A 26506-nucleotide genomic window follows, 5' to 3' on the forward strand; every position below is an offset into this window, starting at 1 on the left:
TGAGCAAAGGAAACAAAAAAATCAGGCAGGCATACTTTCCGCGCTGTTCGTGTCTGTGCTGTCTGTTTCTGCCTGTTCGCTCGAAGCAAGCGACTCAAGCAGCGTTGCAGATGGCACGAAAAACAGTGTTCCGGTGACGGCACGACTAAAATCCAGCAACCGGTCGTAGTTACCTGCAGGGCGTCCCACAAACATATTTTCCAGCATCGTTTCAATGATGCTCGGTGTACGTGCGTAACCGATAAAGTAAGTACCAAATTCACCCATGCCCGGCCGGCCGAAAGGCATGTTGTCGCGAATAATTTTCAACTCTCGCCCGTCTTCTTCTACCGTCGTCAGTGAACTGTGGGAGTTTGTCGGCTTGACATCATCATTCAATTCAATATTGCTCATTTTTGTGCGGCCAATCACCTTTTCCTGCTGTTCTACCGTGAGCTTATTCCAGGCGTCCATATCGTGCAGGTACTTTTGCACCAGCACATAACTGCCGCCGGCAAACGCCAGATCCTCGTCCCCGATCACTGTATGGTCTACGGCTTCGCCACCGGTCGGATTCTCAGTGCCATCAACAAAACCGATAATGGCGCGCTGATCGAAATAGCGGAATCCGTGTACCTCATCGAGGACCGTTACGGCATTACCCAGTTTGGCAATCAATTGCGTCGCCAGCTCAAAACACATATCCATTTCATCAGCACGAATATGCAGCAAAATATCGCCTGGAGTGGACACCGCTACGCGCTCTCCTGATCCGATCGCTTTGAATGGATGCAATTGACGCGGCCGTGGCTGGCCAAACAACCGATCCCATGCATCGGAACCAAATCCGCAAACACAGCTGAGCCCACTGGCGGGCTGGCGAGTGCCAACCGAACGCACCAGTCCCTCCACATCTTCACACCAGGTACGCACCGTCGCCAGATGCTCAGCGCCGTCGGCGATGGTTGCGACGATAAATATGGCGTTACGCGTGACCGGATTGGACACCGCCTGGGGTTGATTGATAGAAATAGTCATAAGTTCCTGCTGTACGGGCAATGGATGGTTTGATAACCGCGGCAGCCATCCGGAATGGATGGGCTGTAAAAGTCAAGTGCGCTTGCCAAAGAGACCTGCGCCCTGATGTTCAAAACGGGTACGTCTGGCTAAGATATCGTTAACGTTGCAATAATTTTACGTTTTATCGTGATGAATAGTCGCCAGAACAGTCAACCTTTTTATAATTATTTCAAATGTCGTCGAGGTTCGGGCCTGCGAAGCAGCAGTAACAGTTGGGTATGGGTGAGCTTCGGTAGCAGTGCCTTGAGGGAACAAGGCATGTGAGCGACGAACGCCAACACGCCCGCCGCCATTTCAGCGCCTACGCAAGTCATTCCGGCTGCGTACGAGGCTGCGTCCAACTGGGATACGTGTTATATCAATCACGCTTTAGGCAATGGCGCCTGATCGTCAGGCCGGTGCAGCAGTCGCCTGCACCGAATTCATAAAAACGGTATATGGACTAGCCGCCAACCTTGCAGTCTTTGACAAGCACGTTACCAACTGTAGAACCTGGAACACCTGCGCGTTGCTGTGCGTCCTGGGTCAGCATTTTACCGTTAACTGAACTCACGTCTTCACGCGTGAATTTGTCGGTGGTCCATGTATATCCATTCCCGCGGAATGTATTGCCTACCATGTCGCTATTGCTGGTCGTCGCACGCGTCAGTTCCATCGCCTGGTTGGCGTAAACAACTTTAGCGGCCAGTGGCTCCTCACCCTGGAAGGTGTATTGAACGCTGACCGGCTGGGTATTGCCCTGGCCGCAGGTGTATTCAACGGTTTGCTGCGTCAGATCCTTGCCGTTTTCATTTGACGTTGAACACGCCGCCAGCCCGGCGCATAAAACCAAGCCTGCCAGTGTTGTAAGTTTTTGAGTCATTAGATGGTCCTTTTAAAATCAGGCAATAAACCTGCTCGTGATTTTTATACCACCGCCCTTTTGCAACACCTGTAAACGTTCGTGCCCAATTGCAAACGTTCGTGGCTGAGTGAAATAAGCTGCATAGGTTCAAGGGGAATAGATGTAATCGTCTGAAGTTAGTTAAGAGGAATAAACGGTGTATAAACGGGTGAAAAAGCCGATATTTAGCGTTGAAAACAACACTATTATCGGGGAATGCCGTTATACGCATGCCCACGTTCGCCACGACAGAATTGCAAATGATTTTGAAAACGCAGTTAGAAATAGTTCAAGTGCAATATACGACTTCCGGCTTAAGAATTAACTAATGCATCACAAATCAACCAAATTATGTTGTGTCAATTCGTCAACTGCTAATCCCCTGCTCCTGATGCTGTATCAAACGCGCATAAGCACCATAGCGGGAAAGCAATGTGTCGTGCGTTCCCTGCTCAATCAGTTTGCCATCGTCCAACACCAATATCTGATCCGCATCGCGAATCGTCGATAGCCTATGCGCAATGATCAGGCTGGTACGTTCACGCATCAGCAAGGCAAGGGCATCCCGTACCTGCATTTCGCTCAGGCTGTCCAGGTGTGACGTTGCCTCATCCAGTATCAAGATAGGCGCATTTTTCAAAAAGGCGCGTGCGATGGCGATACGTTGCCGCTGGCCACCGGATAACTGCGTGCCGCGTTCGCCAACAAGCGTGTCCAGGCCCTGCGGTAACGAAGCAACGAATCCGGATAGCGCCGCTGATGCCAGTGCATTGTTTACTTCAGCATCACTGGCATCGGGGCGCGCGAGTCGGATATTTGCAGCGAGCGTATCGTTGAACAGGTAAGTGTCCTGTGTAACCAGAGCGACATGTTCTCTCAGGTTATCCAGTTCGAGTTGGCGTATGTCGGTGCCGCCGATCCGGATCGTGCCCGTGCTGGCATCCCAGAAACGCAACAGCAGGCTGGCAATCGTGCTTTTGCCCGCCCCTGAGGCCCCTACCAACGCCGTGGTTGTACCCGGCGCAAGGGAAAAAGTAAGCGCGTCCAGCGTAAGACGCGAGGTCGGCGTGTACCTGAAGCTCACCTGATCAAACTCGATCGATAGCCCTTGTGACGCTGGCGCCAACCTGCTCGGGCCATCCCCGACAGGAACCGGTTCCTGATGCACCACATGCAGGCGTCTGCTGGCAGCCACCGTGTCAGCCAATTGTCGGCTCACCTGAGAAATTTCGGATACGGGCAGGAAAGTGGCAACCGCGACAAGCACCAGCAACGGCACCATGGTCGGATCAAGTGTACCGGCATTGGCCAGCAAGGCACCGGTAACGGCAACCGCCAATCCACCCAGCCCCATTGCCACTTCGAACCAGGCGCTTTGCGCCGACAAATCATTCAGAATCGCCTGTCTTTGACCACTGTACGATTGCGCAATATCCAGAAACTGCTTACGGCGCCGTGCCGTCGCCTGAAAGGCCGTCAGATCGGCCATACCCTGAATGGTGTCGGTCAGATGGGCACTCATTTCACCAAGGGACTGACGGGCCTGTTCTCCCAGTGCATCAATCCGCCGTCTGCTGCGAACCGGTGACAAAAGCGCATAGGCAAGAAATGGCAGCAAGGCCAGTGCCACCGGCCAGCTGTAAACAGCCAGAAAGCCCAGTACGGTGGCGGGCACCAGTACTGATACAATCGCCGGCGCGATGGTATGCGCATAAAAGTATTCGATCATTTCCACGTCTTGCGTTGCCAATGAAACCAGGTCTCCGGAGCGACGCTCCAGGAGATAAGCTGGTGCGAGCTGTTCGAGCTTATCGTACAAATCGATACGCATATTGGCCAGCAATTTATAGGCCATTGCATGCGCAAGCCACGACTCCAGCCAGTGAAATAACGCGGCCAGCGGCGCAACAACAAGTAATGCAATAATCAGCGTCTGCGTTGGTTGGCCGTTACGCAAAGCAGCGACAACAAGAGCACTCAGCGCACCCACGCCGATAAATGCGGCGACCCTTGCGACGCCAAGCAATATAGTGGCCACCAGTGTGAGGCGCCAGGGCTTGACCACCGACATCAGGGTAACCAGCACATCTTTCCATCCCACCCGGGCCGCATCATCCTCCAGCGATCGGGGCGCCGGACCGTTGGTGCTGCTTGCTGGCGCTACAGATTCAGCTCGCGCGTCGGCGTCTTTCGGGATGTGGCTATTTCCGACTTGCTCTCGCATCAGTTGATAATACAGGCCCTGCTGCTGCATCAGCACCTCGTGAGATCCCGACTCAACCACGCGCCCATGATCCAGGACCAGAATTCTGTCTGCATTAATCACACTGGCCAGACGATGCGCCAGGATCAGCGTCGTTCTGCCCACCATCAGGCGGTCCAGCGCTTCCTGAATCAGAAATTCGTTCTGCGAGTCAACTGATGATAATGCCTCGTCCAGGATCAGGATGGGCGCGTCCCGCAACAGCGCACGGGCGATGCCAATACGCTGCCGCTGCCCGCCAGACAGCTGCAGCCCCCGATCCCCTACTTGCGTTTCGTAGCCATCAGGCAACGCCATAATAAACGCATCAATATTGGCAGAGCGTGCCGCCGCGCGCACCTGTTCAGGCGTCGCATCGGGCCGGCCCAGACGTATATTGTCGTCCAGCGTGCCATGAAACAAGGTGATGTCCTGACTGACCAATGCAATGCGCGATAGCAATGCATCTTCGGAGAGATCACGGATGTCATAGCCGCCAACGGAGATATGTCCGTTCTGCGGCATCACTTCGCGCAGGAGCAACCGCACAATAGTGGATTTGCCCGCACCGCTGGGGCCAACAACACCAATGCGCTCACCAGCAGCGATGTCAAAGCTCAGACCATTGTGAGCAGCTCGTTCCGGTTGATACGCGAAGCATACATTATCAAATCGAATCCGCGGCTCCAGATCTGCCGGTGATATTGCGCGCTCCGATGCCGTAACAACGCGATCCGCATCGTTAAGCGCATGAATACCGGCTGCTGCTGACTGCCCAAGCATCCCCTGGTGCAATACTGATCGCAGATCACGCAGCGGACGGAATATTTCAGTGCCGGCCATCAATACAATGAGCAGCGCTTCCAGGCTCATCTCGCCCTGCACCACGCGGCTTGCACCCAGGGTGATGGCAAGCGCCGCGCCCAGAGCCACACCGAGATCGCTCATCCCTCGTGTAAGTACGCTGACCGACAGCACCCAGAATGTCTTATCTGATAAACGGCGAGCTCTCGCCGCCAGCCGCTGACCGAAACTTTTACCCTGCCCAAACGCCTTGAGCGTAGGCAGACCTTGCATGGCGTCCAGGAAATCCTCTCCGAACGCGCCAAGCGCTTGCGATCTCTCCTGACTGGCACGCCGATCCATGGCATGCACTGCCGCTGGGGCCAGCAAAGAGAAAAGCGCAGAGATAAGTAGCACCAAGGCCGTTGGCACATCCCAGAATGCAATAACGGCAAAGATGGCAATGGGAGCAATGAGGGAAATAGCGACCTGGGGCAGGTAGCGGCCAAAAAAAGTTTGCAATTGCTCGACCCCGTCGATGACCGTCAGCATAACGCCGCCGGTACGCTGGCTGCCAAGCCAGGCTGGCCCGAGATCGACAATGCGATCATACAAACCCGCACGCAGCATCAACTGAATCCGAGCCGCAGACTGGTTGGCCTGAACGGTTCGTAAATGATCAAGCCAGGCACGCAGCAGTACCATGGCAACGGCAAGCAGCGCCGGCGTTAACCATTGCTGCCATGGTTGCTGATCGAACACACGGGCGAGTAATTGCCCAAGAAACACATAACGGGCGATGCCTGCCAGCAACGCCAACAGGCCAAGCCCTACGCCACCGGCCAGGCGACCGCGCAAGCCTGCGGTCATCAGCCACAAACGATAGTCAAAGTACATCACCACTCCATTACATCAAGCTATCTGACTCGCAGGGCCGATTCGATACAAACAAGGCGGCGAACCTGATCAAGGCATTGCCCACCAACCATTTTTCGTTTATGAAAGCATGCCTGTTTCCTGCGTCGATGGAATGACTTTACCATGCCTGTCAACGATGACTCCGGGAAGATCATGACTCATCGTTTCTTTCTCCTGATAGTGCACAACAGAGCGAATCGCTTCTCCTCGTTTAAGTAAGTCGAAAGCCAGATTAAGCGACTCATGATCCATATTGTGGGTGATATACGGGTCCACATTTATTTCACCGCGCAGCCATTCATCGACCATACCGGGCAACTCAGAGCGGCCTAGCACACCGCCGAAAGCACTGCCACGCCACACCCGTCCCGTTACCAGCTGGAATGGTCTGGTCGCAATCTCTTCGCCCGCACCCGCGACACCGATAACGACACTTTCACCCCAGCCCTTATGGCAGCACTCCAGCGCAGCACGCATCAACTTGACATTGCCGACACACTCAAAAGAGAAATCAACCCCACCATTGGTCATTTCAATGATGACGTGTTCAATCGGCTCCTTGAAATCAGCCGGATTAATACACTCTGTCGCACCGAGTGACTTAGCCAGGGCAAATTTATTCGGATTGACATCAATGCCGATGATCCGGCCGGCGCCTTGCAACACCGCCCCCTGAATGACAGCCATCCCGACCGCCCCCAGGCCGAACACAGCAACGGTATCGCCGCTACGAACTTTGGCCGTATTGCGCACGGCTCCTATGCCGGTAGGAATCGCACATCCCATAATTGACGCTTTGGCCAACGGCGCTTCCGGGCTGATTTTGGCAACGGCAATTTCGGGCAGGACGGTGTATTCACTAAATGTACTGGTCCCCATGTAATGAAAAATTGTCTTGCCTTTAAAGGAGAAACGACTTGTGCCGTCCGGCATTAATCCCTCGCCCTGCGTTTTCCGAATGCTTTGAGAAAGATTGGTCTTTCCTGACTTGATATAGGGACAATTCGGATCTTCCGGGGTGTATAGCGGAATCACGTGATCCCCAGGCTTTACCGACGTCACATTGCGCCCGACCTCTTCGACAATACCGCAACCTTCGTGTCCAAGTACGCATGGAAATTTGCCCTCGGGGTCTCGCCCTGAAAGCGTAAACACATCGGTATGGCATAGACTGGTCGTCACAATGCGTACCAGCACTTCGTTGTCTTTGGGACCGTCCAGATCGATCTCTTCAAACTCCAACGGTTGATTGGGTCCCCACGCGATTGCCGCTCTTGTTTTCATATCACTCTCCAATAAATTTTAGTCTGCTGAAACAACAGAGATCACATAGCGGACAGGCTTATTCAGCACTGAAGCTGTACACGGCAAGCTTGTTACCATCAGGGTCCCGGGTGTACGCAGCAAACGCATTCGGCGCCCAATCGCGAGGACCTACCGCCCCCTCGTCCGGCCTGCCGAGCGCGAGCGCTGCCTCGTGGAATGCTTTGACTGCTGCGCGATTGGGTGCTTCAAAGCTCACTGTCACGCCATTGCCCACTGTGGCCGCCTGACCATTGGCAGGCTTCAATACAAAGAATGAAGGTTTGCCATCCCCCCATATCGAACCGTTTTCGGCCAGATCCGTGATACGCGTCCAGCCCAGATGGCTTAACACCTTGTCATAGAACGCACGAGACGCATTAAGGTCATTGGTACCAACTGTCACATGAGTAAAAGTCGTCATTTGCACATTTCCTCTTATTAAAAGTTGCTGCTCAAAAAATTTACCACTGCCAAATTGATGGACAGGAGACGTCAGGTATGGTCAATTTTCAGAAACCCTCAGCTCTGATACATCAATTGATTGATATGTTATAACATTACCTTTTGAGCGTACCAGAATGGCCTATCCATTTGGCCCGCTTTGTCCGTCAATGCTGCAAAGTTGTCTGTAAAAGAGAGGGGACTGTTGGAAAAAAATGACCCTAAGAGCAAAGTTATAGAAACGCTAACAAGGCATCTCGCTCATCATGTACATGTCATCATCTACTCTGGCTTCAAGGCAGTTGAAGCCGTAGGGGCGATTCATGTACTGGATCAGGCTAACGTTCAACTCGCTGCAATGGGCCAGCCGGCTCCCTATGAGATTACGCTTTGCACGCCACATGCAGGACTCGTCAGATCGGACACCTCATTGCATCTGGAAGCAAAAGCGATGCATTCGTTCGCATCGCTCACGCCGCCCCCAGACACCGTGATTATTGTTGGCGCACGCGACATAGAAACGGCGCTAAATGAACAGCCACAGATAGTCGAATGGATTCAGCATATTCATTCTCAGACCCCGCGAATCATCGGGGTCTGCTCTGGTGCCTTCTTTCTGGCCGCAGCGGGCTTGCTCGACGGATTGACCGCCACCACGCACTGGCGTGTTGCCAAGCGATTAAAGGAAAAATACCCCAGGATTACGGTCGCAGAAGATTCAATCTATGTACGTAACGATCGGATCTGGACATCAGCCGGTGTCACGGCAGTATTTGATTTGGCTTTGGCATTGGTAGAGGAAGACCTGGGACGTAACATCGCACTCGCAGTGGCAAGAGAGATGGTGATATACCTTAAAAGGCCGGGCGGGCAGCCACAGTTCAGCCAATATCTCAATTTTCAGATGACCACTCATCATGGCATTCATACCCTCCAGAACTGGATTATTCAGCACCTTGATAAAGACCTTAGTACAGCGGATCTGGCCCGCAGGGTCGCGATGAGCCCACGAAATCTGGGACGGATTTTTCTGCAACAGTTTGGCTGTAGCCCTCAGGAGTTTGTCGAACTGGCCCGAATGGAAAAAGCAAAAAGCCTGCTAGAAGAAGGTTATTTTTCACTCAAAAAGATTGCCACTGAATGCGGGCTTCGCTCAGAGGAACGTCTGCGGCGTGCCTTTCGTCGGCATTGTGGTATCACCGCCAGGCAATATCGCGACCGATTTCATGCTGATAAAAGTTAAAACCAGGCGGCGCAACGCCTATATGTCTGTCGGAGGACGGAAGTATTTATCCAACGCCTGCGATAGCGCCCCCGATGCGCCTGTCGCGGTTTTTAAATAGCGCTGGACACGTCGTATTGTTATGTTATAACATAACAATACAATCCATATAATCCTTAGCAGCAGCGACACACCGCAACGCAATGACTGACAGTGCGCTTGCGGCTCTTCCCGCTCACAATCGCACCCGTCAGTACAACAGTAACTGATTCATTTACGTACACAGAAGCGACATATTGAATTGAATACGCATACCCAAACTCCGCTTTTACCAAAAAAGCTACCCGTCACCGTTCTATCCGGCTTCCTTGGGGCAGGCAAAACCACCCTGCTGAATCACATTCTTAATAACCGTGAAGGCCGTCGCGTCGCGATCATCGTCAATGACATGTCCGAAGTCAACATTGATGCCGACCAGGTACGCGAAGGCGGTGCGCAATTGGCCCGTGCCGATGAAAAGCTCGTTGAAATGAGCAATGGCTGCATCTGTTGCACATTGCGCGAAGACTTACTCATTGAAGTTGAAAGACTCGCCGGCGAAGGCCGATTTGATCAGCTGGTGATTGAATCCACCGGGATATCCGAGCCCCTGCCCGTGGCAGAAACGTTCACCTTTGAAGGCGAAGATGGACGCAGCCTGAACGAAGTTGCCCAACTGGACACGATGGTCACGGTGGTTGACGCCTTTAATTTCCTGCGTGATTACAGCTCCAGGGATAGTTTGCAATCGCGCGGTGAGTCACTTGGCGATCAGGATGAACGCACGGTAGTTGACCTGCTGATCGATCAGATTGAGTTTTGCGACGTCATTTTGCTTAACAAAACTGACCTGATCAATGAACCGGAACGCGAACGCTTGATGGCTATCCTGCGCCAGCTTAACCCCCGGGCACGAATTGAAATGGCTGAGTTCGGCAAAGTCGCACTGGATCGTGTACTTAATACCGGTCTGTTCGATTTCGAACAGGCGTCCAAGGCGCCCGGCTGGCTGATGGAGCTGCGGGGCGAGCATACGCCTGAAACGGAAGAATATGGCATTCGCAATTTCGTTTACCGGGCGCGTCGGCCATTTCATGCAGAACGCTTCTTTGAACTGGTTGAAAGCGAATGGCCAGGCGTGGTGCGTTCCAAAGGTTTCTTCTGGCTGGCAACCCATCCGACCATGGCAGGCTCCTGGTCTCAGGCCGGCGCTGTGGCCCGACACGGTCCGGCTGGCTACTGGTGGGCAGCCATGCCACCGGAACGCTGGCCGCAGGATCCGGCACATATCGCTGTGATCCGTTCAAAGTGGGATGACAACGTGGGCGACGCGCGACAGGAACTCGTGCTCATCGGCATGGATATGGACGAAGAAGCCCTAAGGGCAAAATTTGATGCCTGTTTACTCACCGACGGGGAAATGGCTCTGGGACCGGCCAACTGGAAAAAATGGCACAACCCGTTTTCCGACTGGCCTGTTGCCAGCGTACTGCCCTGATGCCGGGAAGCGCTGAGCAATGCTGATGCGGCTCGCTCTGGCCGCCATACTCCAGATACTGTCAGCTTTTAAAAGGAATAACCATGAAAGTACTCTCTTCGCTGAAAGACGCCAAGACACGACACCGGGATTGCCAGATCGTACGACGTCGCGGCCGCATCTATGTCATTTGTAAATCGAACCCGCGTTTTAAGGCTCGCCAGGGAGGCGCGAGAAACAGGAACGCTTAACGCATCGTCTGGATGTTGCGAGTGCGCTATCGTCCGGTGCCCGGCGGTATGACCGGCTTGCCGGATGGCGCCTCGCCGGAAAATATCAATCCGTTCAGCAGATCACAGCCACAGGGAGAGAATGATGAACGACGTCGGCAATCTTAAACGCGCAGGACTGAAGGCAACGCTACCGCGGCTTCGGATCCTGGAAATTTTCGAAAAAGCAAACCAGCGCCACCTGTCCGCAGAAGACATTTATCGCCGTCTTCTGGACAAGCACGTTGAGATCGGACTGGCCACGGTCTATCGGGCACTCGCACAATTGCAGCAGGCAGGTCTGCTCAAGCATGCCCACTTCACTGCGGGGAAGGCCTTGTATGAACTTGATGACGGACACCATCACGATCATTTGGTCTGCACAAGTTGTGGCCTGATCCGGGAGTTTCACGACAACGCGATCGAGAACGATCAACATCGCGTTGCCAAAAAGCTGGGCTACGAACTCATCGACCACACATTGATTCTTTATGGCAACTGTACGAAAGCCGCGTGCGAGCATAGGCTTGAGATGGCATCATTGAATGCCAGGAATCCAGTTTGAAAATCAGACCGGACCTCTATTACAACTGTGATGGCGTGGCACCGTGCCAGCCAGGTCAAACCGCCGCAGGGACTTGTACAACTAACGGTTCATGCCCGGTTGCCGCCAGGAAGCGCTCCAGGTCTGCATGAGAAACCAGCATCGTGGCGTCATTACGTAACGGATGCGCATGCACGAAGTCCGCCTCCCAAAGCTTGTTGTCGATGACGAATTCGACCGCAAGTGCCTGATCGTTGACCAGCGCGAGCAGACTTACTGATCCGGGCGTGACCCCAAGGTGTCGCAGCAATCGTTCAGGCGAGGCAAAGCCCAGACGCCCTGCGGCGAGCATCCTGCCCAGTGCGGTAAGATCAACAGCAAGGTTATGCGGAACCGTAACGAGAAAATGCCTGCGCCCCTTGTTGTCGCGCAGGAACAGATTCTTGGTCTTGGCGCCCGGGATCGGCAGCGCCAGCTGCTCGGACTCGGCCACGGTCATTACCGGTGGATGTGAGTGGCTTTCCGGGGCGATGCCATGAAGATCGAGGAAGGTGGATAGAGTGCTCATTGGTCTTGGCATTATAACGACGTTGACGGAATGGCGTGCGATTCACGTGACTTGATTGAGGCAGCAGTTTTATCTTCGCCGTAAGCCTTTTTCCAGAAATTGTAGGCATTCATTTCAAACAATCAAAAGTGATAAAAGCGGCAAATTAGTTGCTCGCTAATTGAAGTATATTCTTGTCATTATTCCACATTTCGACTATTATCGAATTATGGAAACTAAAAATGCAATTGCCGCACTTGCTGCGCTCGCCCAGGAATCACGCCTTGCTGTATTTCGGCTACTTGTTCAGGCTGGCCCTGATGGCCTGGCGGCCGGAAAGATCAGCGACGAAACCCGTATCCCGCCTTCGTCCCTATCGTTTCACCTGAAGGAGCTCACGTATGCAGACATGGTTACTCCCCGCCAGGAAGGCCGATCCGTTATTTACACGGCCAACTTTGCGACAGCCGGACGGCTTGTCTCCTTCCTGTCAGAAAACTGTTGCGGCGGACAAACTTGCGATTTTTCCTGTGTAGAACCGAAGGAATAAAGGTCGTTCCATGAGATTAAGAACACTCTCCGATCCGAACCTGCTTCCCGCCCTGGACCGCTCGAAGGTTATCCTCCGGCCCGGTCAGGAATTGGGTGCAGACCAACCTCCGCTGCGTATATTGCTGTTATACGGTTCGCTCCGGCCTCGATCCTTTTCACGCCTGGCGGTAGAGGAAGCCGCCCGGCTACTTTTGCTTTTTGGTGCTGAGGTAAAAATATTCGACCCATCAGATCTGCCGTTGCCGGATCAGGTTCAAAACGACGACCATCCGGCAGTAAAAGAATTGCGTGCGCTTTCCGAATGGTCTGAAGGCCAGGTGTGGTGCAGCCCCGAACGTCACGGTCAAATCACAGGCATTATGAAAGCCCAAATTGATCACCTACCCCTTGAAATCGCCGGCATTCGGCCCACACAAGGCCGCACGCTTGCCGTCATGCAGGTATCCGGAGGGTCGCAAAGCTTCAATGCCGTTAATACGTTGAGACTCCTGGGACGCTGGATGCGTATGTTTACCATCCCCAACCAGTCCAGTATTGCCAAAGCCTACCAGGAGTTTGACGAAGACGGTCGCATGAAGCCCTCCGCCTACTATGACAGGATCGTTGATGTCATGGAAGAACTCGTGCGCTTAACTGTACTGCTGCGGCCACATCAGGAGACACTGACAGACCGGTATTCCGAGAGAAAAGCCAGTGACCGCGCTATCAACACGGCGACCGATCTGTCGGCTATTGCTATTGCCCCACAATCTCAAACCCAGCGAGAAACATCATGACGAAAAAAGTCTACAACGTATTGATATTATGCACCGGTAACTCTGCCCGCAGCATTATGGCCGAAGCGCTAATCAACATGATGGGTGACGGGCGCTTCCAGGCTTTTAGTGCTGGCAGCCACCCTACCGGCACAGTCAATCCCTTTGCCGTCGAAAGAGCAGCTTCCATTCACTACCCCACCGAGCAATTACGCAGTAAAAGCTGGGATGAATTTGCGGCTCCCGATGCACCGCAAATGGATTTCATCATTACCGTGTGTGATGACGCCGCCGGGGAAGTATGTCCTGTCTGGCCTGGCAAACCGATCACTGCACATTGGGGGTTTGAAGATCCGTCTTTGGTGGAAGGATCGGACGAAGACAAAAGACTCGCATTTGATAAAACATTTCGCCAAATGATGAATCGCGTACGCCTGTTTGTGAGCCTGCCTTTCAATATTCTTGATCACACAGCCATCAAACAGGAACTATCCAAAATTGGCAGTACTCACGCAGCGCAATGAATCATTCTGAGGCATCCGGGAATAAGCCCACCATCAGCACATTTGAACGTTATTTAACGGTCTGGGTGGCGCTGTGTGTTTTGACCGGCATTCTGCTCGGCCAGTCTTTACCCGAGTTTTTCCAGACAATCGGACACCTGGAGATTGCCAACACTAGCATACAACCCTGTCATTGCGCCCTAAGTGGCTCATAGTCTTATGTTTAGGTGCATGCCTGTCGTCCGTTTAACGAATACACCTGAGAACCGGTAAAGAATGGGCTGATTCAGCCGTATCTGTGCTATATTCAACTTGATAAAAGACGTTTCTGGCGTACAGTTAAGTTGTGCCCTGTTCTCTTCTCAAACTTACTCAATAGCGGGAGATTTATATGAAAAATATGTCTTCCAAATTTTTTGGAAAATCCCTTTCTTCTCCAGGAAAGCGGGCACCCTTTGTGCTCGTTAATCCAGACGGCAGCGTCAGAATGAATCTTGATAATGCGGAGATTCGGGAAAAGTTTGTTAATGGTGTCAAATCCATTAAAGGATTATCATTATCCAGCCGTCTCAAATCCGGCACTAAATGAGTGCGATCGTTATTGCGGTCGTGCTGTTAGCCGGATTTATCTATGCCGAATTAAATACCAAAACAAAGTACCGGTTGATCAAATCAACCGGCTGGCATACCTACTTCATCGCCGCCAAATATGGCGTGTATTTTGCAGTTCTTGCCGGGGTGGCTACGCTGGTATTTTATCCCGCCCTTGAAGATCAACCATTATTCATTTGGACCGCAGTATGGGGAATGTTTACCCTGGCGCTCGCAACGGCTTGGGGAAAATACCGTTATTTGTTCGTACGATTGTGCAAACCGTTAACAACAGCATGCTTGAGCGTTTTCAGAAGATTGGTTGTTGCCAACCCGCCCATTCATCACATCTGGCGGACGATGAAAATTTGGCAGGCCGATTATGAAGATGAAACCGCCCAGGAAAGCGCCTATTTGCTCGCCAGAAAAAACGAATTCGAGCACATGCTGTATCGCGCGCTCAGACAGGTACAAATGCTCCAAATTACCTTGAAAAGCGGCAAGGTTTACATTGGTTATATTCAGAATACCCTGATTAATGACAATTTTGACGACACGGAATACTTCACCATTTTCCCCTTGCTCAGCGGCTATAGAGACAAGGACGATCAGACGTTAACGCTCACCACTTCTTATTTTGACGCCTACGAGCAGATAGAGGACGATACCCAGACAACCGACGATCTGGAAGAGCAATTCAGAATTCTTATCCCCCGCGCAGAAGTCATGTCCATGAGTTATTTCCGGCCGGATTATTATGAGAATTTTGCGGATCACGACGACGAGAGTGAGTGAGAACGCTGGTTGTGGGGGGGGGGATATTACCGTGGCAACATGTTGAGGCTGCAGATTTATACCCTGTAATTACCGCTATGAAACCGATTCAAAGACCAACCCCTGAAGAGAATGAGGCAATCAACAAGGCGATCGCCTCTGATCCGGATACCTTTGATCCCGCAAATGGTTTCGACCATCTTGTCCGGGTCGACCCGAAGAAACTGAGTCGACCGAAGCAAAGTGAGCATCAGTCTCAGATTGCCAGCTGACTGACAACCATCGAGACGAAGATGGCCGTCAGGCGCCTATTTCACATTCACAAATGGAAGCGAGCCGCCAGGCACCATCGTGGTGGGCAGAATACCATTCCAGCGCTCGGCACTGATAAGCTGAACAAGAGCGGGATTATCAGCCAATGCCTTACCCTTGGCAGCGATCGCAGACGCTTCGGCCTCACCGCGCAGTCTGCGTGATTCAGCATCACCCTGCGCCTGCAGAATGGCTGACTGCTTGGCGCCTTCGGCCTCTGCGACGGCAGCCTGAGCATTCTGACGGGCGGTCAATACCTGTACCTCGGCACGCTGCTTATCTGATACGGCCTTCTCGTACTCGGGCGTAAAGCTGATTTCCTGAATCTGTACAGAAACCAGCGTGAACGGTTCACCGATGAACGCAGTTCGCAGCGCTTCGGACACCTCTGTTTCAAACTCCTTGCGCTTCTGAACCACGCGCTGGGCAGTGAATGTGCCGAACACGTTCTTTGCAACAGTCATCATCCGTGGCGATACGATGCGCGTTACCATGTCTTTCACGGTTCCGTACTGCGCATAGATATGATCGGCCTTGCTGGAAATCGGGTCGATTGTGACTGAGACATCAATCTCGGCAATTTGCTGGTCAGCTGAATAGGCCCCAATCTTCTCCCATGAGTAAGTCTGGCGACGTACGGAAATTTCTTTGATGCTGTCTATGATCGGTGTTTTGAAGCCCAGGCCCGGCTGCTCTACGCTAATAATTTTGCCATAGCGCAGCTTGACGCCCACATCACCCTGATCAATCGTGTACAACGCCCCGAAACCCGCCAGAACGACAACAATCAGAGCGATAACGCCGGCTACCGTGAGTGCAAATGCCTTGTTTTGTTTCATTATTCTTTCCACTTTTTTTAAGAAATTGAAGATCGCAAAAATGCCGACTGCGAATATACCTAAAAAAAGATTGCGCTCAGAAGAAAATGATATTGCCTTTGAAAAAATCTCTCGCCATATCGGCCCTTCCCGTCATCAATCAGGGCGATAGCGATATCTGGTTCAGGTGCGCGGACAATACCCGGTTATTTCAATCCCCGGTTATCGCTTAGGCAGCAGAATGGTAAAAACCGCGTGCATTTCGTCTTCTGGCATATCGAACAGGGGAATAAATAGAATTAAAGCGACGATCCAACCCTATCTGCCGCTCAGTTTTTTTCGCATCTGCAAAATTAAGATTTCAGTCCTGAAGAACGAGGGTACAGTCGTATGCCGGAAATCACACAGAAACTGACGCCTGATACCAAGCCGAAGAGCATTGGGAGTACCAGTTTAGTAGCGGCGGGCGTCGGTTCTAAACCGCCGCCCAGTAGAGACGTGTACATGTAAAGTGCGACTGGCCCGATCAATGTGCACCAAAGGCATATTGGGATAGCCGAGAGCGCATTTTTCTTCTTTAGCAAGATGGCCATTGGCAGAACGAGTGCAAAGGTAACGCAGTATGTCAGGAGCAGACCGAAGAACAAAAAGATAGAGAACATGCCCAGGAACCCTTCGATTGACGCCCCCTCTATGAATGTCACTGTTGTGCTATAGGTTAAGCTAAACGCGAACGGAACGACCAAAGGAGAGATCAGCGCTGCACGCATAAGGCTTCGTTTGTTCTGGATGATCGCCGCATGTTGGGCCTGCATTATCTATTCACTCCGCATTCAAAGGTCCAACCCACGATCCACACCCGTTCAATACTAACGCTGAAATTATATTGGCTATTCATACGGGCTATAGTTGAATATTAGCCTGTGTGCTATCTTTATACGTATTTAAAGCCACCAGATAAGCTGATTTAGGGAAAAATATCCACTTACGCGCAACCAAGTATGAAATAATGTAATTAACTTAACAGCCTTCCCTGATTTGTTATATCCACTCCAGCTTTTGCAATCTCGAACCAATTGGCCCGCTGTGCGTTGATTCTATTGATAATGAAGCACAAAAGTTCCACAGTAAAGACATGACCGACATAACGATTGACCTTCTCGATGCAAAACTGCAAGCCGCCGAAGCCAGAACGGAGGCCAGGGTCGCTCGTCTTGAGGCGCTAGTTGAGAACAGCATCAAGAATAACCAAAAGGCCATTGCTGATTTCAGAGAAGAAAACAAGCACACGCGCCGCATAACGGTTGTTACTGGCATCACATCCGTTATTACGATTATCTTAGGCGTTGCAGCCTTCAATGCCACCCTGCTGTCGAATATGGTGGGCTCCTTCAGTATGGGCCAAAGCACCAGAGACAGTGTCAAAGCCGAAATTTCGAGCCAAAACAAAGAATTAAACGCAAAGCTGGACAAGCTCACTGAGGCAATAAGTAAGCTAAGCGTCTCGCGCCTGTAGCCACCACCTGCCGCGGCGGGTATTATTGCCCCGCCGCCTCCAGATCCTGTTATGTATTATTGGCTCAGTTCGTAGATCAAGCATTTGAGTATCATTAAGATATCTCTCTTTTCCTTGGGTACAAGCCCTAATAAATATACTATTGGTAAGTCACAATGCAAGACACGAATAAACTTTGGTTGGATTATCTGATTAGTAATAACAAGGAATTGCTTTTAACTAGCGAACTACACAACCCAAAGGGAAATCACCGCTATATCGGTGCTGCGCTGTGTATACGTGCATCCTATTATTTCCAGGGTGGACATAAACCCGAGGTACGCGAGGATTATCCGCTGCTTTGAAGAATATGAAACCTATGCCAAGGAGTACTTAACCTGGGTGTGGCGAGATGAGCCACCTGAAGGACCGGATAATTTTGTCTATGATAAAGCCCCTTCCATGCGAGAAATGGCAAGTGCCTTATCCCCAAAAGATCTTTTTGCATTTTCCTATACTTCCGGAAAAGAAAAATATGCAACAGGGGAATGGCGATTTATGTTTTTTTCAAGGCCAATACAGAATGCGGAATACCATCCTGAAGATACAGACTATTTAGAGTTTTCTGTTCCTGTTTCATTTTTACGCAATTTTCCGCATGTTTTTGAATCAATGTTTATTCGGTTTGCTGATCGTATCGGTAACATGAATGGATACGCTGGGTATGCGATGAATTTATCATTAACCCGTGAAAAAAATAACCAACCTACAGAGGCTAATCTAACAAGAATTTTTAATGCCCTTGATATTGGAGAAAATCTAATGATTTCGGGTAGACGAGATATGCGAAAACATCTTAAAACCATGAGCTGGTTAACCTTACTGAATCAAGAGATGCTGCAAGAGGTAGGCGGAGTAACAGGGCTTCGCAAGTACTTGCCCGAGCAATGGTATGCCTTTTACAAGGATCCCAAGATAGGACTTCTAATACAAACGGGTAATTATCCATCCCTGGTTAGCAACAAGGAAGATCCGATGCTCGCCAGCTATGTCCTGCTCAATCACGCTTTACGCAAGGCTAGACTGGAAAGCATCGGGCCATTGCACAGCGTTCCTGATTACCAGGCGTATTTTTTAGATAGACATACCTCCAATAAATGGCTGACACGTTTTGATATTGAGGAAACAGAGGTCATCAATTATTTGGAAAAATTACGCAAAGAATCCACACTGCAGGAAGATAGACTTATTCCTGGATTGAAAAAAATATAAATACCGAACAAGGTATACTACATCTCTGCAGGATATACATATAAAAATTCAGATCAATACATCAGCTACGAACAAATATTCAATCTAGGCACAGGGATATTAGCGGGAAAGATAGCAGCCGCGGGAGGTAAGTGGATCCCTCGTAAGCAATTATCTGCATATCATAGAAAACATGTTGGGCAAGATGCTGACGACCAACCGTTCATGCAATATAGCTCAGCCATACAGTATTTAAGAATGCTTCCACCACCGCAATTCGAGGTGCCTGAATATGTCGTCAAAATTGGAGAAGAGTATGCGGCGCGCGGCGGAGTTTGACATTGCGTATTTGATACGGCGAATATACATAAAGATGATCGCGCTGCTCTTTTGTTTAACTGTCAATACAGGATGCACGAAGGAACCTGAGGCTCCGGAGGTCTTAATTATCCATACCCAACAATTAAGCTCAGAAAAAATCGAGCTCAATTGTGATCGAAAAAAGCTTGAAGACAAAATTGATAAAAAACGGAATGAAACAAAATCATCAGAATACGCAACGATGCTCTCATATGCGCGACGCGATCAAGATGATGAATATTCGCAATTAATGGCTAATAAGTCTTTGCGAAGCAAGTTTAAACCAGGTATTGAAAGCGCAATATTGATATCACAAAATTTTAAAAAACTTGCCGTGGTAACATTTCCTCGACCAGCGAATGTAAACACGTTTCTAAAAAGTGTTTCTACATGCAGCAAAGCAACGGGAAACATATGCATACCAGCTATTTATTTTGATGGCGCCGACACCTTCTGCCTTCTTTTCACTAAAACCGAGTTAAGTAATTAAATTTACTGTATCTGAACGATTCATTACAAAGATTATTATGTCATCAGCAGCTCAACTCGGAGATATGGCATCCAACCATAATGAGGCCCCTGCAACTCCAGGAATAGAGGCTTCACCAAACGTGCCTATCGATAGCATCCCGGCCATGAGCCAAGGCGATGCCTTTGAGCCGCACGCTTGCCAGATGAGTCATATTCCCCATCGCCTCCCGAGCCTGTTCGGTATTATTGGCGCAGTTCATAGATCAAGCATTTGAGTATTTAAGATATCTCTCTTTTTCCTTGGGTACAAAAAATTCTATGGTAGATAAAAGTCAAATTGATATACCATCAAATTTTTGAACGCTGATACCACACTCACAGCTGGTAACTCTAAAGGAGCAATACGCTGCGGCAGCGCGCGAAGGTACTCTCGTATACAGACAGGAGAGTTAATATGGCAACATTCACGGAATTACTCCGGAAAGCAGAAAAATCTGAGCAGTATTGGGTATCCGGCGCTCAGATTGATTTTTCATTTCAACTGGCCGATGTGATGAAAGAGGAAGGGCTTAACCAATCTCAACTTGCTGATATTTTGGGAGTTTCAGCTCCATATATCAGTAAGCTTTTAGCTGGCAATCAGAATCTCACACTAAACACTATGGTGCAGTACGCGCGAAAACTCGGCAGGGTCCTGAACCTCGAATTGGTCAAAGCCAGCGAAAATCGTAAGGCGCGTGAATACTCCATTAGAAAATCAGATGGGGATTAATGATGACAAAAAAATTACGTTGAATAGTACAAGGATTGACCTAAATTGAATAAAAAATTTAAATACCCTTTGTCAGTAATTCTATCTTTCGTTTTGGTAACTGCAATGAGTCCTGCGGGAGCGCAAAGCTGTATTGCTGACAAGCAGAATTTTGACTTCATGCAAACATCGCCTAGCAAGTTCCATCGGGGAAGTGTAACTGAGGTCAAATCTATTTATAAAGCGCTGTTAAAAAGAATTGGAGATCCTACCATTTACGGCGGCACATCACTTTTATATGTGACCAGTAATGCCGCAGGCTTCAGCCAGGCCTATTGCAAGGAGGATAAATGCAGGGGAACAGACATTTTAAACGGATTGAATAAATGTTCTGTACTTAACAATATAGGATGCTATCCCGTGGCGGCTATTTACAATAAAAAGTTGTATTGTCTTCTTGAACCGGCGGTGGATCAATATCACGGTGATCGACCTTTTAATCCATTTGAATAGATGCACCTGACAGCGGATTCGAAAAATGGCGTTCCCATATGGTAATGACCTCACTAACCCCGAAATTTGGGCAGAATCGCGAACCAAATGGGCCATTAGACTGCAAGATGATCGCAAAGGTGTACGGAAAATGGATGCCAAACGCCAATAAACTGCCCGGTAAGAAGGCTATGAATTTGTTCAGTAAATGATCGATTTGGCGTGTGCCCGAATTGCGCCAAAACCATGTCTAAAAGTGGTACATTCTGGCAATACTAGAAAAACACCACCCTTATAACTCATTGACTTTGTTGAATTTTTTGTATTGAACTGGCGGTTGGTGAGGCATCCATATTGTTGCCTGTATGCCGCATGAATAAACGACTTCGAATATTTTATATTCTGATATACCGCCAAATATACCGTCAAAATAATTTTTTTACCCCTTTTGAGCGTACCTGATTATTGGACTGGAAAAGCAATTTTGTGAGAGCGACCCCCGGCTGCATTTGAGGTTTCAGAGGTAACCATCAGCAACCGGACGAAGGCTCATCCTGAGTTTTCTTTAGCGGAGGTCGCGTTTTGCTATACCCCGGCCAGCACAAAAAGTGGTCACTACAATCTGCAATTCATAAAACGTGGGTAAAACCATTTCTGCCACGGCGCTCTGTGACGCTGTTTCAAAAGCGTTTTACGTAGACGTTCTTTTAGGGACTCCGAAAACTATATGTCGGATATGCTCGCGTGTTTGAGGGGGCGCCCATGTTCCCATTAATCAACAGCTACAGTCGTTTTTTCCTGACTGGTAACGGTAAGCGTTACGCCCAAAGAATGTATAAGCTTGATAACCGTGTCATAACGTGGCTTGGCGTTGGGTGCAAGTGCTTTGTACAGGCTCTCCCTACCCAATCCCGCATCCTTGGCAATCTGCGTCATCCCCCGGGCTTTTGCTACATCCGCAATCGCCATCAGAAAAGTGTTTGGATCGTCATCATTGAGTGCCTCGTTCAGATAGGCAGCTATCATTTCTTCACTATCCAAATACTCAGCAATATCAAATTTTGTAATTGTAGTCATCTCAGACCTCCGTTAATTTCGGCCCACAAGACTTTGGCGCTGGCTATATCCTGTGTCTGGGTAGATTTATTGCCACCATTTAACAGCAAATAAACAATGTCGCCTTGCCGTGCATAATAAATGCGATAACCCTTGCTCTCAGTAATGCGCATTTCAAACACGCCTTCACCTACTGATTTACAGTCGCCCCAATTTCCATTTTCAGCTCGTTGTAGTCGTATCGCTATCTTGGCTTTTGCACGCAGATCTTTGAGCGCTTTAAACCATTTCCGAAATTGTGACGTTTGGTTGATTATCAGCATACCTATAGTGTATCCGAAGAGATACGATTAAGCAATGCTTAGATATTTATAAGGAGATTTATTGCTGCTTCCAATCATGGCTGGAGCCGATTGTGAGGATGTGGCGGTTTTCTAAATCGAACGGCATCACCGAAGGCCTCCATACTAAAATGGAGATGCTCTCAAGGCGTGCGTATGGATTTAGGAATGTTGAGAATTACCTACTGAAGGTCTTGGCCCAATGCGGTTGGAATGGCGTGATTAACAGAGTTTGGGGAATACCCATCCCCCGTTTATGGCGTAGAGCCTGTACCCCCAATTTGGGGCATCTTCAAGCATACGCATACATCACTTTACGACCAACCAGGCAACAAAAAACCCCGCAATTCATTGAATTTACGGGGTATTTCGTATTTATACATTACTTAACGTATACAAGACTGGCGGGTTGGGGGGGATTCGAACCCCCGATACGTTACCGTATACACGCTTTCCAAGCGTGCGCCTTCAGCCACTCGGCCACCGACCCTATTTTTTGGTATGCTACTGCAGGCGTGACCTTATAAACCACTCGGCCACCGATCCTATTTTCAGAACACTGCTGCTGGCAGGGCCTTATAAAAAACCACTCCACCACCAACTTAGCCAGCTATTTTAGCATCCTTTCCACGTAACGTGCAATCATATCGATTTCCAGGTTCACTTTTGTACCCTCTCTGAGGTGTTTAAGCGTGGTGACCTGCAGCGTATGCGGGATGATATTGATGCTGATTTCGCATCCTTCGCCATTGTCCGTAACGGAATTAACAGTCAGGCTCACGCCATTAACCGTCACCGAGCCTTTATAAGCCAGGTATTTGGCTAGCGCCGCCGGTACCTGTATGCGTAACTCGTGCGATTCGCCTACCTGCTCAAAGCGCGTGACCTGCCCCATGCCATCTACATGTCCCGAGACCAGGTGACCATCCAGGGAATCACCCAGTTTGAGTGAGCGCTCCAGGTTCACTTCGCCGGCCTGATCAAGCCCGGTCGTTTTGTCCAGGCTCTCGCGCGAGACATCAATCTGAAAAGCGCCGTCGTCCAGCGAGACGACGGTCATGCAGGCCCCCTGCACAGCAATCGAGTCGCCCAGGCCAACGCCTGCCAGATCAAAATTGTTTGCTTCGATGGTCAGATGCACGCCGTCATCAGCACTATTGCCTGCCGGTTTGACCTGACTGATGCGGCCAACGCCGCTGATAATTCCTGTGAACATTCTCTACTCCGTATCAGGCTTGCTGCTGCCTGATTGCAATTGTAATTGATTCCAGCGCGTGGGCAATCTGGCCCGTAGCCGCAGGTCTTTGCCGCAAGCGGCGTTGTCGAAAAACGCAAAGCGATAGGCATCGGCCAGCACATTAAAAGGCGTATGCGCGACAGACGAGCGAGCATCCCCCAGGATGGTCGGAGCCAGGTAGACCAGCAGTTCATCCACGCAACCGGCCTGCAGCAGCGCGCCATTCAGACCCGGCCCCGCTTCCACATGTACCTCATTGATGTCCTGCTGCCCCAGCCAGGCCATCACGGCTTTCAGATCCACGTGCTTGTTTTTTTCGTCGACGGTAATCACGCGCACGTTGCGTGCCGCCAGGCGTTCGGCCTTGGCTACGTTGTACTCGGTCACAAAAACCCACACCGGGTTGCCGTCAAATAACCGGGCGTCTTCATCAATGGCAAATTGACTGTCAATGACGGCGCGAATGGGTTGACGGGGTGTGGCGACGTCGCGCACGGTAAGCTGCGGATCGTCATCGCGCACGGTGCCCGAACCGGTCAGGATCACGCAGGCACGGGCACGCCAGTGATGTCCATCGGCACGCGCCTGGGGGCCGGTAATCCATTGCGAGCGACCATTGTTCAGGGCAACCTTGCCGTCCAGGGTGCTGGCTATTTTCATGCGCACCCAGGGACGCTGTATGCTCATGCGCGATACAAAACCAGGATTGATTTCCAGTGCCTGTTCCAGCCCCAGACCAATTTCAACTGTGATTCCGGCGTTTTGCAGTTTGCTGATGCCTGCGCCACTCACCAGCGGATTGGGGTCCCTGGCGGCAATCACGACCCGCGCGGGTTTAGCTTCGAGCAGCGCGTCCACGCAGGGTGGCGTACGGCCATAATGGCTGCAGGGTTCCAGTGTGACGTAAAAGGTGGAGCCGGCCAATGCATGACCTTTGGCCTGCGCGTCGCGAATGGCACACACTTCCGCATGAGGACCGCCTGGGGGTTGCGTGGCGCCCTCGCCCAGGACCTTGCCCTGATTAACGATCACGCAGCCTACCCGCGGGTTGGGGCTGGTACTGAACATGACGCTGCGTGCCAGCGCCAGTGCCCTATCCATATATTCCTGATCATTCATAAACCGCTATTCCGATGATAAAAGGCCGGCGTACCCGCTCAATTGACGCCAACTCACCCTGCCGCTAGCCCTCAGGCCTTATCGGCAGACTCCGGGCGACCGCCACCATTGTGCGGCTTGACCGGCTTTTGCATTTCCTTGATGGCGTTGACGAACTCTTCGATGTCCTGAAAGCTTTTATAGACCGAGGCAAATCGTACGTAGGCAACCTGATCCAGTTGCTTGAGTTCGTTCATAACCAGCTCGCCGATGTGATCGGTCGAGACTTCTTTTTCGGGATAATTAAGCAGTGATTCCTGGATACGAGCGACAGCTCGCTCCAGCAATTCGGTACTGACCGGGCGTTTGCGTAGTGCCAGACGCAGGCTGGCCTGCAGCTTGGCCGGATCAAACTCGGCCCGGGTGCCATTGCGCTTGACCACCGCTGGCATCGCCAGCTCGATACGCTCGTAAGTGGTAAAGCGCCGGTCACAGGACAGGCAACGACGACGGCGACGAATGGTGTCGCCCTCTTCGGATACCCGCGAGTCCATAACCTGTGTATCGTGGTGTGAACAAAACGGGCATTTCATTTAACTCAAGTCCTGTGCCGGGCAATAGGTGATTGCGTTGTGAGAACGCGCAGTTTATTTGTAAACCGGGAAGCGCGCTGTAAGTTCGTTCACTTTAGCACGAACTGCAGCGATGTTTGCTTCATCGTCCGGGTTATCCAGCACATCGGCAATCAGATTCGCAGTCAGTTCGGCCTCGGCCTCGGTAAAGCCGCGAGTGGTCATGGCTGGCGTACCCAAACGAATGCCGCTGGTAACAAACGGTTTTTCCGGATCGTTCGGAATCGCGTTTTTGTTTACAGTGATATGCGCATCGCCCAGACGGGCTTCGGCAACCTTACCGGTAATACCCTTGGCACGCAGGTCAACCAGCATGACATGGCTCTCGGTTTTGCCGGAAACAATACGCAGGCCACGTTTAACCAGTGTGTCTGCCAGTACTTTGGCATTGGCCACAACCTGTTTTGCGTAGTCGCTAAATTCCGGGCTGAGCGCCTCTTTGAAAGCCACTGCTTTACCCGCAATAACGTGCATGAGTGGCCCGCCCTGAATACCAGGGAAGATGGCGGAGTTGATGATTTTTTCATGCTCTGCTTTCATCATGATGACGCCGCCGCGCGGACCGCGCAAGGATTTGTGCGTTGTTGACGTCACGAAATCGGCGTGAGGAACCGGGTTTGGATACTGACCGCCGGCGACCAGACCTGCGTAGTGAGCAATGTCAACCATCAGGTATGCGCCATTGTCATGGGCGATTCTGGCCATGCGCTCGAAATCAATTTTCAGGGAGTATGCAGACGCACCCGCCACAATCATTTTCGGCTTGTGTTCTTTGGCCAGTTGCTCAACCTGTTCGTAGTTGAGCACTTCGTTTTCGTCCAGGCCGTAAGAGATGAAATTGTACAACTTGCCTGAGGCATTGACCGATGCACCATGCGTCAGATGACCGCCCTCTGCCAGGCTCATACCCAGTACGGTATCACCGGGTTTGAGCACGGCCATGTACACACCCTGATTGGCCTGTGAGCCGGAGTTTGGCTGCACGTTGGCCGCTTCGGCACCGAACAGTTCTTTCAGACGCTTGATGGCCAGCTCTTCAGCGATATCGACGAACTCGCAGCCACCGTAGTAGCGCTTGCCAGGATAGCCTTCTGCGTACTTGTTGGTCAGTTGCGTGCCTTGTGCCTGCATGACTGCCGGGCTGGTGTAGTTTTCAGAAGCAATCAGCTCGATGTGCTGCTCCTGACGGGTGTTTTCTTGTTGAATGGCACTCCAGAGTTCAGGATCTACCTTGTCAAGAGTTAGCGAGCGGTCAAACATAACGTGTCCTATATAAAGCGGGTAATTG

27 protein-coding genes, 1 tRNA gene and 2 pseudogenes are annotated in these 26506 nt (G+C 50.9%); 16 read left to right on the forward strand and 14 right to left on the reverse strand.

Going from position 1 to position 26506, the window contains the following annotated elements:
* Positions 1-21: 21 nt before the first annotated feature.
* The 5 genes and pseudogenes from MIM_RS15235 to MIM_RS15255 form a co-directional block, all read right to left on the reverse strand.
* Positions 22-1017, reverse strand: a complete 996-nt coding sequence (locus tag MIM_RS15235) for a Dyp-type peroxidase (protein WP_025373622.1) — start codon at positions 1015-1017, stop codon at positions 22-24.
* A gap of 484 nt (positions 1018-1501) precedes the next feature.
* Positions 1502-1921: an ACP-like domain-containing protein gene (locus MIM_RS15240; RefSeq protein WP_025373623.1), complete on the reverse strand. Its 420-nt coding sequence runs from the start codon at positions 1919-1921 to the stop codon at positions 1502-1504.
* Positions 1922-2309: 388 nt separating this feature from the next.
* Entirely contained in the window at positions 2310-5864 is a 3555-nt protein-coding gene (locus MIM_RS15245; protein WP_025373624.1) for an ABC transporter ATP-binding protein/permease, read from the reverse strand.
* Positions 5865-6062: 198 nt separating this feature from the next.
* A pseudogene (locus MIM_RS15250) lies at positions 6063-7169 on the reverse strand (S-(hydroxymethyl)glutathione dehydrogenase/class III alcohol dehydrogenase); the annotation flags it as partial.
* Positions 7170-7227: 58 nt separating this feature from the next.
* Positions 7228-7611 carry a VOC family protein gene (locus MIM_RS15255; protein WP_025373626.1) on the reverse strand — a complete coding sequence of 128 codons (384 nt, stop codon included), beginning with the start codon at positions 7609-7611 and terminating at the stop codon, positions 7228-7230.
* A 255-nt stretch (positions 7612-7866) separates the two neighbouring features.
* Between MIM_RS15255 and MIM_RS15260 the strand changes: the two genes are divergently transcribed.
* The 4 genes from MIM_RS15260 to fur all read left to right on the forward strand — a co-directional run bounded on the left by MIM_RS15260 (position 7867) and on the right by fur (position 11203).
* A complete protein-coding gene (locus MIM_RS15260; RefSeq protein ID WP_042071557.1) occupies positions 7867-8874 on the forward strand; it encodes a GlxA family transcriptional regulator in 1008 nt (335 codons plus the stop codon).
* Between the two features lie 280 nt (positions 8875-9154).
* Positions 9155-10390, forward strand: a complete 1236-nt coding sequence (gene zigA / locus MIM_RS15265; protein ID WP_025373628.1) for a zinc metallochaperone GTPase ZigA — start codon at positions 9155-9157, stop codon at positions 10388-10390.
* 83 nt (positions 10391-10473) lie between these two features.
* The gene (ykgO, locus tag MIM_RS22580) at positions 10474-10620 is read left to right on the forward strand and encodes a type B 50S ribosomal protein L36 (RefSeq protein WP_084459006.1); all 147 of its coding nucleotides are present in this window, start codon (positions 10474-10476) and stop codon (positions 10618-10620) included.
* A gap of 124 nt (positions 10621-10744) precedes the next feature.
* Complete coding sequence (gene fur, locus MIM_RS15270; RefSeq protein ID WP_025373629.1) at positions 10745-11203, forward strand: ferric iron uptake transcriptional regulator; 459 nt, start codon at positions 10745-10747, stop codon at positions 11201-11203.
* A 55-nt stretch (positions 11204-11258) separates the two neighbouring features.
* Here the strand turns inward: fur and MIM_RS15275 are convergent, their stop codons facing one another.
* The gene (locus MIM_RS15275) at positions 11259-11750 is read right to left on the reverse strand and encodes a prolyl-tRNA synthetase associated domain-containing protein (RefSeq protein ID WP_025373630.1); all 492 of its coding nucleotides are present in this window, start codon (positions 11748-11750) and stop codon (positions 11259-11261) included.
* 208 nt (positions 11751-11958) lie between these two features.
* Between MIM_RS15275 and MIM_RS15280 the strand changes: the two genes are divergently transcribed.
* The 6 genes from MIM_RS15280 to MIM_RS23230 all read left to right on the forward strand — a co-directional run bounded on the left by MIM_RS15280 (position 11959) and on the right by MIM_RS23230 (position 15176).
* On the forward strand, positions 11959-12279 hold the full coding sequence (locus MIM_RS15280; protein ID WP_042071560.1) for an ArsR/SmtB family transcription factor: 321 nt from the start codon (positions 11959-11961) through the stop codon (positions 12277-12279).
* Positions 12280-12289: 10 nt separating this feature from the next.
* A complete protein-coding gene (gene arsH / locus MIM_RS15285; RefSeq protein ID WP_025373631.1) occupies positions 12290-13057 on the forward strand; it encodes an arsenical resistance protein ArsH in 768 nt (255 codons plus the stop codon).
* Positions 13054-13560, forward strand: a complete 507-nt coding sequence (locus MIM_RS15290) for an arsenate reductase ArsC (protein ID WP_025373632.1) — start codon at positions 13054-13056, stop codon at positions 13558-13560. Before arsH ends, MIM_RS15290 begins: the two co-directional genes overlap by 4 nt.
* Before the next feature lie 370 nt (positions 13561-13930).
* Positions 13931-14128 (forward strand): hypothetical protein, encoded by a 198-nt coding sequence (locus tag MIM_RS15295; protein ID WP_025373633.1) that lies wholly within the window; start codon positions 13931-13933, stop codon positions 14126-14128.
* The gene (locus MIM_RS15300; protein WP_025373634.1) at positions 14125-14925 is read left to right on the forward strand and encodes a hypothetical protein; all 801 of its coding nucleotides are present in this window, start codon (positions 14125-14127) and stop codon (positions 14923-14925) included. The genes MIM_RS15295 and MIM_RS15300 overlap by 4 nt, the downstream gene beginning before the upstream one ends.
* Before the next feature lie 77 nt (positions 14926-15002).
* Positions 15003-15176, forward strand: a complete 174-nt coding sequence (locus tag MIM_RS23230) for a hypothetical protein (protein WP_158318741.1) — start codon at positions 15003-15005, stop codon at positions 15174-15176.
* Positions 15177-15212: 36 nt separating this feature from the next.
* Here MIM_RS23230 and MIM_RS15310 read toward each other — a convergent pair whose 3' ends face one another.
* Positions 15213-16055 carry an SPFH domain-containing protein gene (locus MIM_RS15310; RefSeq protein ID WP_025373636.1) on the reverse strand — a complete coding sequence of 281 codons (843 nt, stop codon included), beginning with the start codon at positions 16053-16055 and terminating at the stop codon, positions 15213-15215.
* A gap of 1114 nt (positions 16056-17169) precedes the next feature.
* On the opposite strand from MIM_RS15310, the gene MIM_RS15320 reads away from it, so the two are divergent.
* From MIM_RS15320 to MIM_RS22950, 5 genes are all read left to right on the forward strand, one after another.
* Complete coding sequence (locus MIM_RS15320; protein WP_025373638.1) at positions 17170-17550, forward strand: hypothetical protein; 381 nt, start codon at positions 17170-17172, stop codon at positions 17548-17550.
* A 300-nt stretch (positions 17551-17850) separates the two neighbouring features.
* On the forward strand, positions 17851-18801 hold the full coding sequence (locus MIM_RS22585) for a DUF3396 domain-containing protein (RefSeq protein ID WP_407638166.1): 951 nt from the start codon (positions 17851-17853) through the stop codon (positions 18799-18801).
* A 271-nt stretch (positions 18802-19072) separates the two neighbouring features.
* Positions 19073-19630: a hypothetical protein gene (locus tag MIM_RS15330; RefSeq protein ID WP_158318742.1), complete on the forward strand. Its 558-nt coding sequence runs from the start codon at positions 19073-19075 to the stop codon at positions 19628-19630.
* A gap of 435 nt (positions 19631-20065) precedes the next feature.
* Entirely contained in the window at positions 20066-20383 is a 318-nt protein-coding gene (locus MIM_RS15335; RefSeq protein ID WP_025373640.1) for a helix-turn-helix transcriptional regulator, read from the forward strand.
* Positions 20384-20428: 45 nt separating this feature from the next.
* Entirely contained in the window at positions 20429-20875 is a 447-nt protein-coding gene (locus tag MIM_RS22950) for a hypothetical protein (RefSeq protein ID WP_144084661.1), read from the forward strand.
* Between the two features lie 750 nt (positions 20876-21625).
* On the opposite strand, the gene MIM_RS15340 is transcribed toward MIM_RS22950, so the two are convergent.
* Both MIM_RS15340 and MIM_RS15345 read right to left on the reverse strand, forming a co-directional pair.
* Complete coding sequence (locus MIM_RS15340; protein ID WP_025373641.1) at positions 21626-21931, reverse strand: addiction module antidote protein; 306 nt, start codon at positions 21929-21931, stop codon at positions 21626-21628.
* Positions 21928-22233, reverse strand: coding sequence for a type II toxin-antitoxin system RelE/ParE family toxin (locus tag MIM_RS15345; RefSeq protein WP_025373642.1), 306 nt, complete (start codon positions 22231-22233; stop codon positions 21928-21930). The genes MIM_RS15340 and MIM_RS15345 overlap by 4 nt, the downstream gene beginning before the upstream one ends.
* A 44-nt stretch (positions 22234-22277) precedes the next feature.
* Between MIM_RS15345 and MIM_RS22590 the strand changes: the two are divergent.
* Positions 22278-22430, forward strand: a pseudogene (locus MIM_RS22590) (transposase); the annotation flags it as partial.
* Positions 22431-22653: 223 nt separating this feature from the next.
* On the opposite strand, the gene MIM_RS15350 reads toward MIM_RS22590, so the two are convergent.
* The 5 genes from MIM_RS15350 to glyA form a co-directional block, all read right to left on the reverse strand.
* Positions 22654-22741 (reverse strand) — tRNA-Ser (locus tag MIM_RS15350).
* 120 nt (positions 22742-22861) lie between these two features.
* Positions 22862-23467 carry a riboflavin synthase gene (locus tag MIM_RS15355; RefSeq protein WP_025373643.1) on the reverse strand — a complete coding sequence of 202 codons (606 nt, stop codon included), beginning with the start codon at positions 23465-23467 and terminating at the stop codon, positions 22862-22864.
* A gap of 3 nt (positions 23468-23470) precedes the next feature.
* A complete protein-coding gene (gene ribD, locus MIM_RS15360; protein WP_025373644.1) occupies positions 23471-24607 on the reverse strand; it encodes a bifunctional diaminohydroxyphosphoribosylaminopyrimidine deaminase/5-amino-6-(5-phosphoribosylamino)uracil reductase RibD in 1137 nt (378 codons plus the stop codon).
* Between the two features lie 71 nt (positions 24608-24678).
* Positions 24679-25179, reverse strand: coding sequence for a transcriptional regulator NrdR (gene nrdR / locus MIM_RS15365; RefSeq protein WP_025373645.1), 501 nt, complete (start codon positions 25177-25179; stop codon positions 24679-24681).
* A 54-nt stretch (positions 25180-25233) separates the two neighbouring features.
* Positions 25234-26478 carry a serine hydroxymethyltransferase gene (gene glyA / locus MIM_RS15370; RefSeq protein ID WP_025373646.1) on the reverse strand — a complete coding sequence of 415 codons (1245 nt, stop codon included), beginning with the start codon at positions 26476-26478 and terminating at the stop codon, positions 25234-25236.
* Positions 26479-26506 lie beyond the last annotated feature (28 nt).

This window comes from Advenella mimigardefordensis DPN7 (genome assembly GCF_000521505.1).
In the GTDB taxonomy this organism is placed as follows: Bacteria; Pseudomonadota; Gammaproteobacteria; order Burkholderiales; family Burkholderiaceae_B; genus Advenella; species Advenella mimigardefordensis.

Excerpts from the sequence above, each read along its gene's own strand:
- MIM_RS15235 (WP_025373622.1), bottom strand. The coding sequence starts at position 1,017 with ATGACTATTTCTATCAATCAACCCCAGGCGGTGTCCAATCCGGTCACG.
- MIM_RS15240 (WP_025373623.1), bottom strand. The coding sequence starts at position 1,921 with ATGACTCAAAAACTTACAACACTGGCAGGCTTGGTTTTATGCGCCGGG.
- MIM_RS15245 (WP_025373624.1), bottom strand. The coding sequence starts at position 5,864 with ATGTACTTTGACTATCGTTTGTGGCTGATGACCGCAGGCTTGCGCGGT.
- MIM_RS15255 (WP_025373626.1), bottom strand. The coding sequence starts at position 7,611 with ATGACGACTTTTACTCATGTGACAGTTGGTACCAATGACCTTAATGCG.
- ykgO (WP_084459006.1), top strand. The coding sequence starts at position 10,474 with ATGAAAGTACTCTCTTCGCTGAAAGACGCCAAGACACGACACCGGGAT.
- fur (WP_025373629.1), top strand. The coding sequence starts at position 10,745 with ATGAACGACGTCGGCAATCTTAAACGCGCAGGACTGAAGGCAACGCTA.
- MIM_RS15275 (WP_025373630.1), bottom strand. The coding sequence starts at position 11,750 with ATGAGCACTCTATCCACCTTCCTCGATCTTCATGGCATCGCCCCGGAA.
- MIM_RS15280 (WP_042071560.1), top strand. The coding sequence starts at position 11,959 with ATGGAAACTAAAAATGCAATTGCCGCACTTGCTGCGCTCGCCCAGGAA.
- arsH (WP_025373631.1), top strand. The coding sequence starts at position 12,290 with ATGAGATTAAGAACACTCTCCGATCCGAACCTGCTTCCCGCCCTGGAC.
- MIM_RS15290 (WP_025373632.1), top strand. The coding sequence starts at position 13,054 with ATGACGAAAAAAGTCTACAACGTATTGATATTATGCACCGGTAACTCT.
- MIM_RS15295 (WP_025373633.1), top strand. The coding sequence starts at position 13,931 with ATGAAAAATATGTCTTCCAAATTTTTTGGAAAATCCCTTTCTTCTCCA.
- MIM_RS15300 (WP_025373634.1), top strand. The coding sequence starts at position 14,125 with ATGAGTGCGATCGTTATTGCGGTCGTGCTGTTAGCCGGATTTATCTAT.
- MIM_RS23230 (WP_158318741.1), top strand. The coding sequence starts at position 15,003 with ATGAAACCGATTCAAAGACCAACCCCTGAAGAGAATGAGGCAATCAAC.
- MIM_RS15310 (WP_025373636.1), bottom strand. The coding sequence starts at position 16,055 with ATGAAACAAAACAAGGCATTTGCACTCACGGTAGCCGGCGTTATCGCT.
- MIM_RS15320 (WP_025373638.1), top strand. The coding sequence starts at position 17,170 with ATGACCGACATAACGATTGACCTTCTCGATGCAAAACTGCAAGCCGCC.
- MIM_RS15330 (WP_158318742.1), top strand. The coding sequence starts at position 19,073 with ATGTCGTCAAAATTGGAGAAGAGTATGCGGCGCGCGGCGGAGTTTGAC.
- MIM_RS15335 (WP_025373640.1), top strand. The coding sequence starts at position 20,066 with ATGGCAACATTCACGGAATTACTCCGGAAAGCAGAAAAATCTGAGCAG.
- MIM_RS15340 (WP_025373641.1), bottom strand. The coding sequence starts at position 21,931 with ATGACTACAATTACAAAATTTGATATTGCTGAGTATTTGGATAGTGAA.
- MIM_RS15345 (WP_025373642.1), bottom strand. The coding sequence starts at position 22,233 with ATGCTGATAATCAACCAAACGTCACAATTTCGGAAATGGTTTAAAGCG.
- MIM_RS15355 (WP_025373643.1), bottom strand. The coding sequence starts at position 23,467 with ATGTTCACAGGAATTATCAGCGGCGTTGGCCGCATCAGTCAGGTCAAA.
- ribD (WP_025373644.1), bottom strand. The coding sequence starts at position 24,607 with ATGAATGATCAGGAATATATGGATAGGGCACTGGCGCTGGCACGCAGC.
- nrdR (WP_025373645.1), bottom strand. The coding sequence starts at position 25,179 with ATGAAATGCCCGTTTTGTTCACACCACGATACACAGGTTATGGACTCG.
- glyA (WP_025373646.1), bottom strand. The coding sequence starts at position 26,478 with ATGTTTGACCGCTCGCTAACTCTTGACAAGGTAGATCCTGAACTCTGG.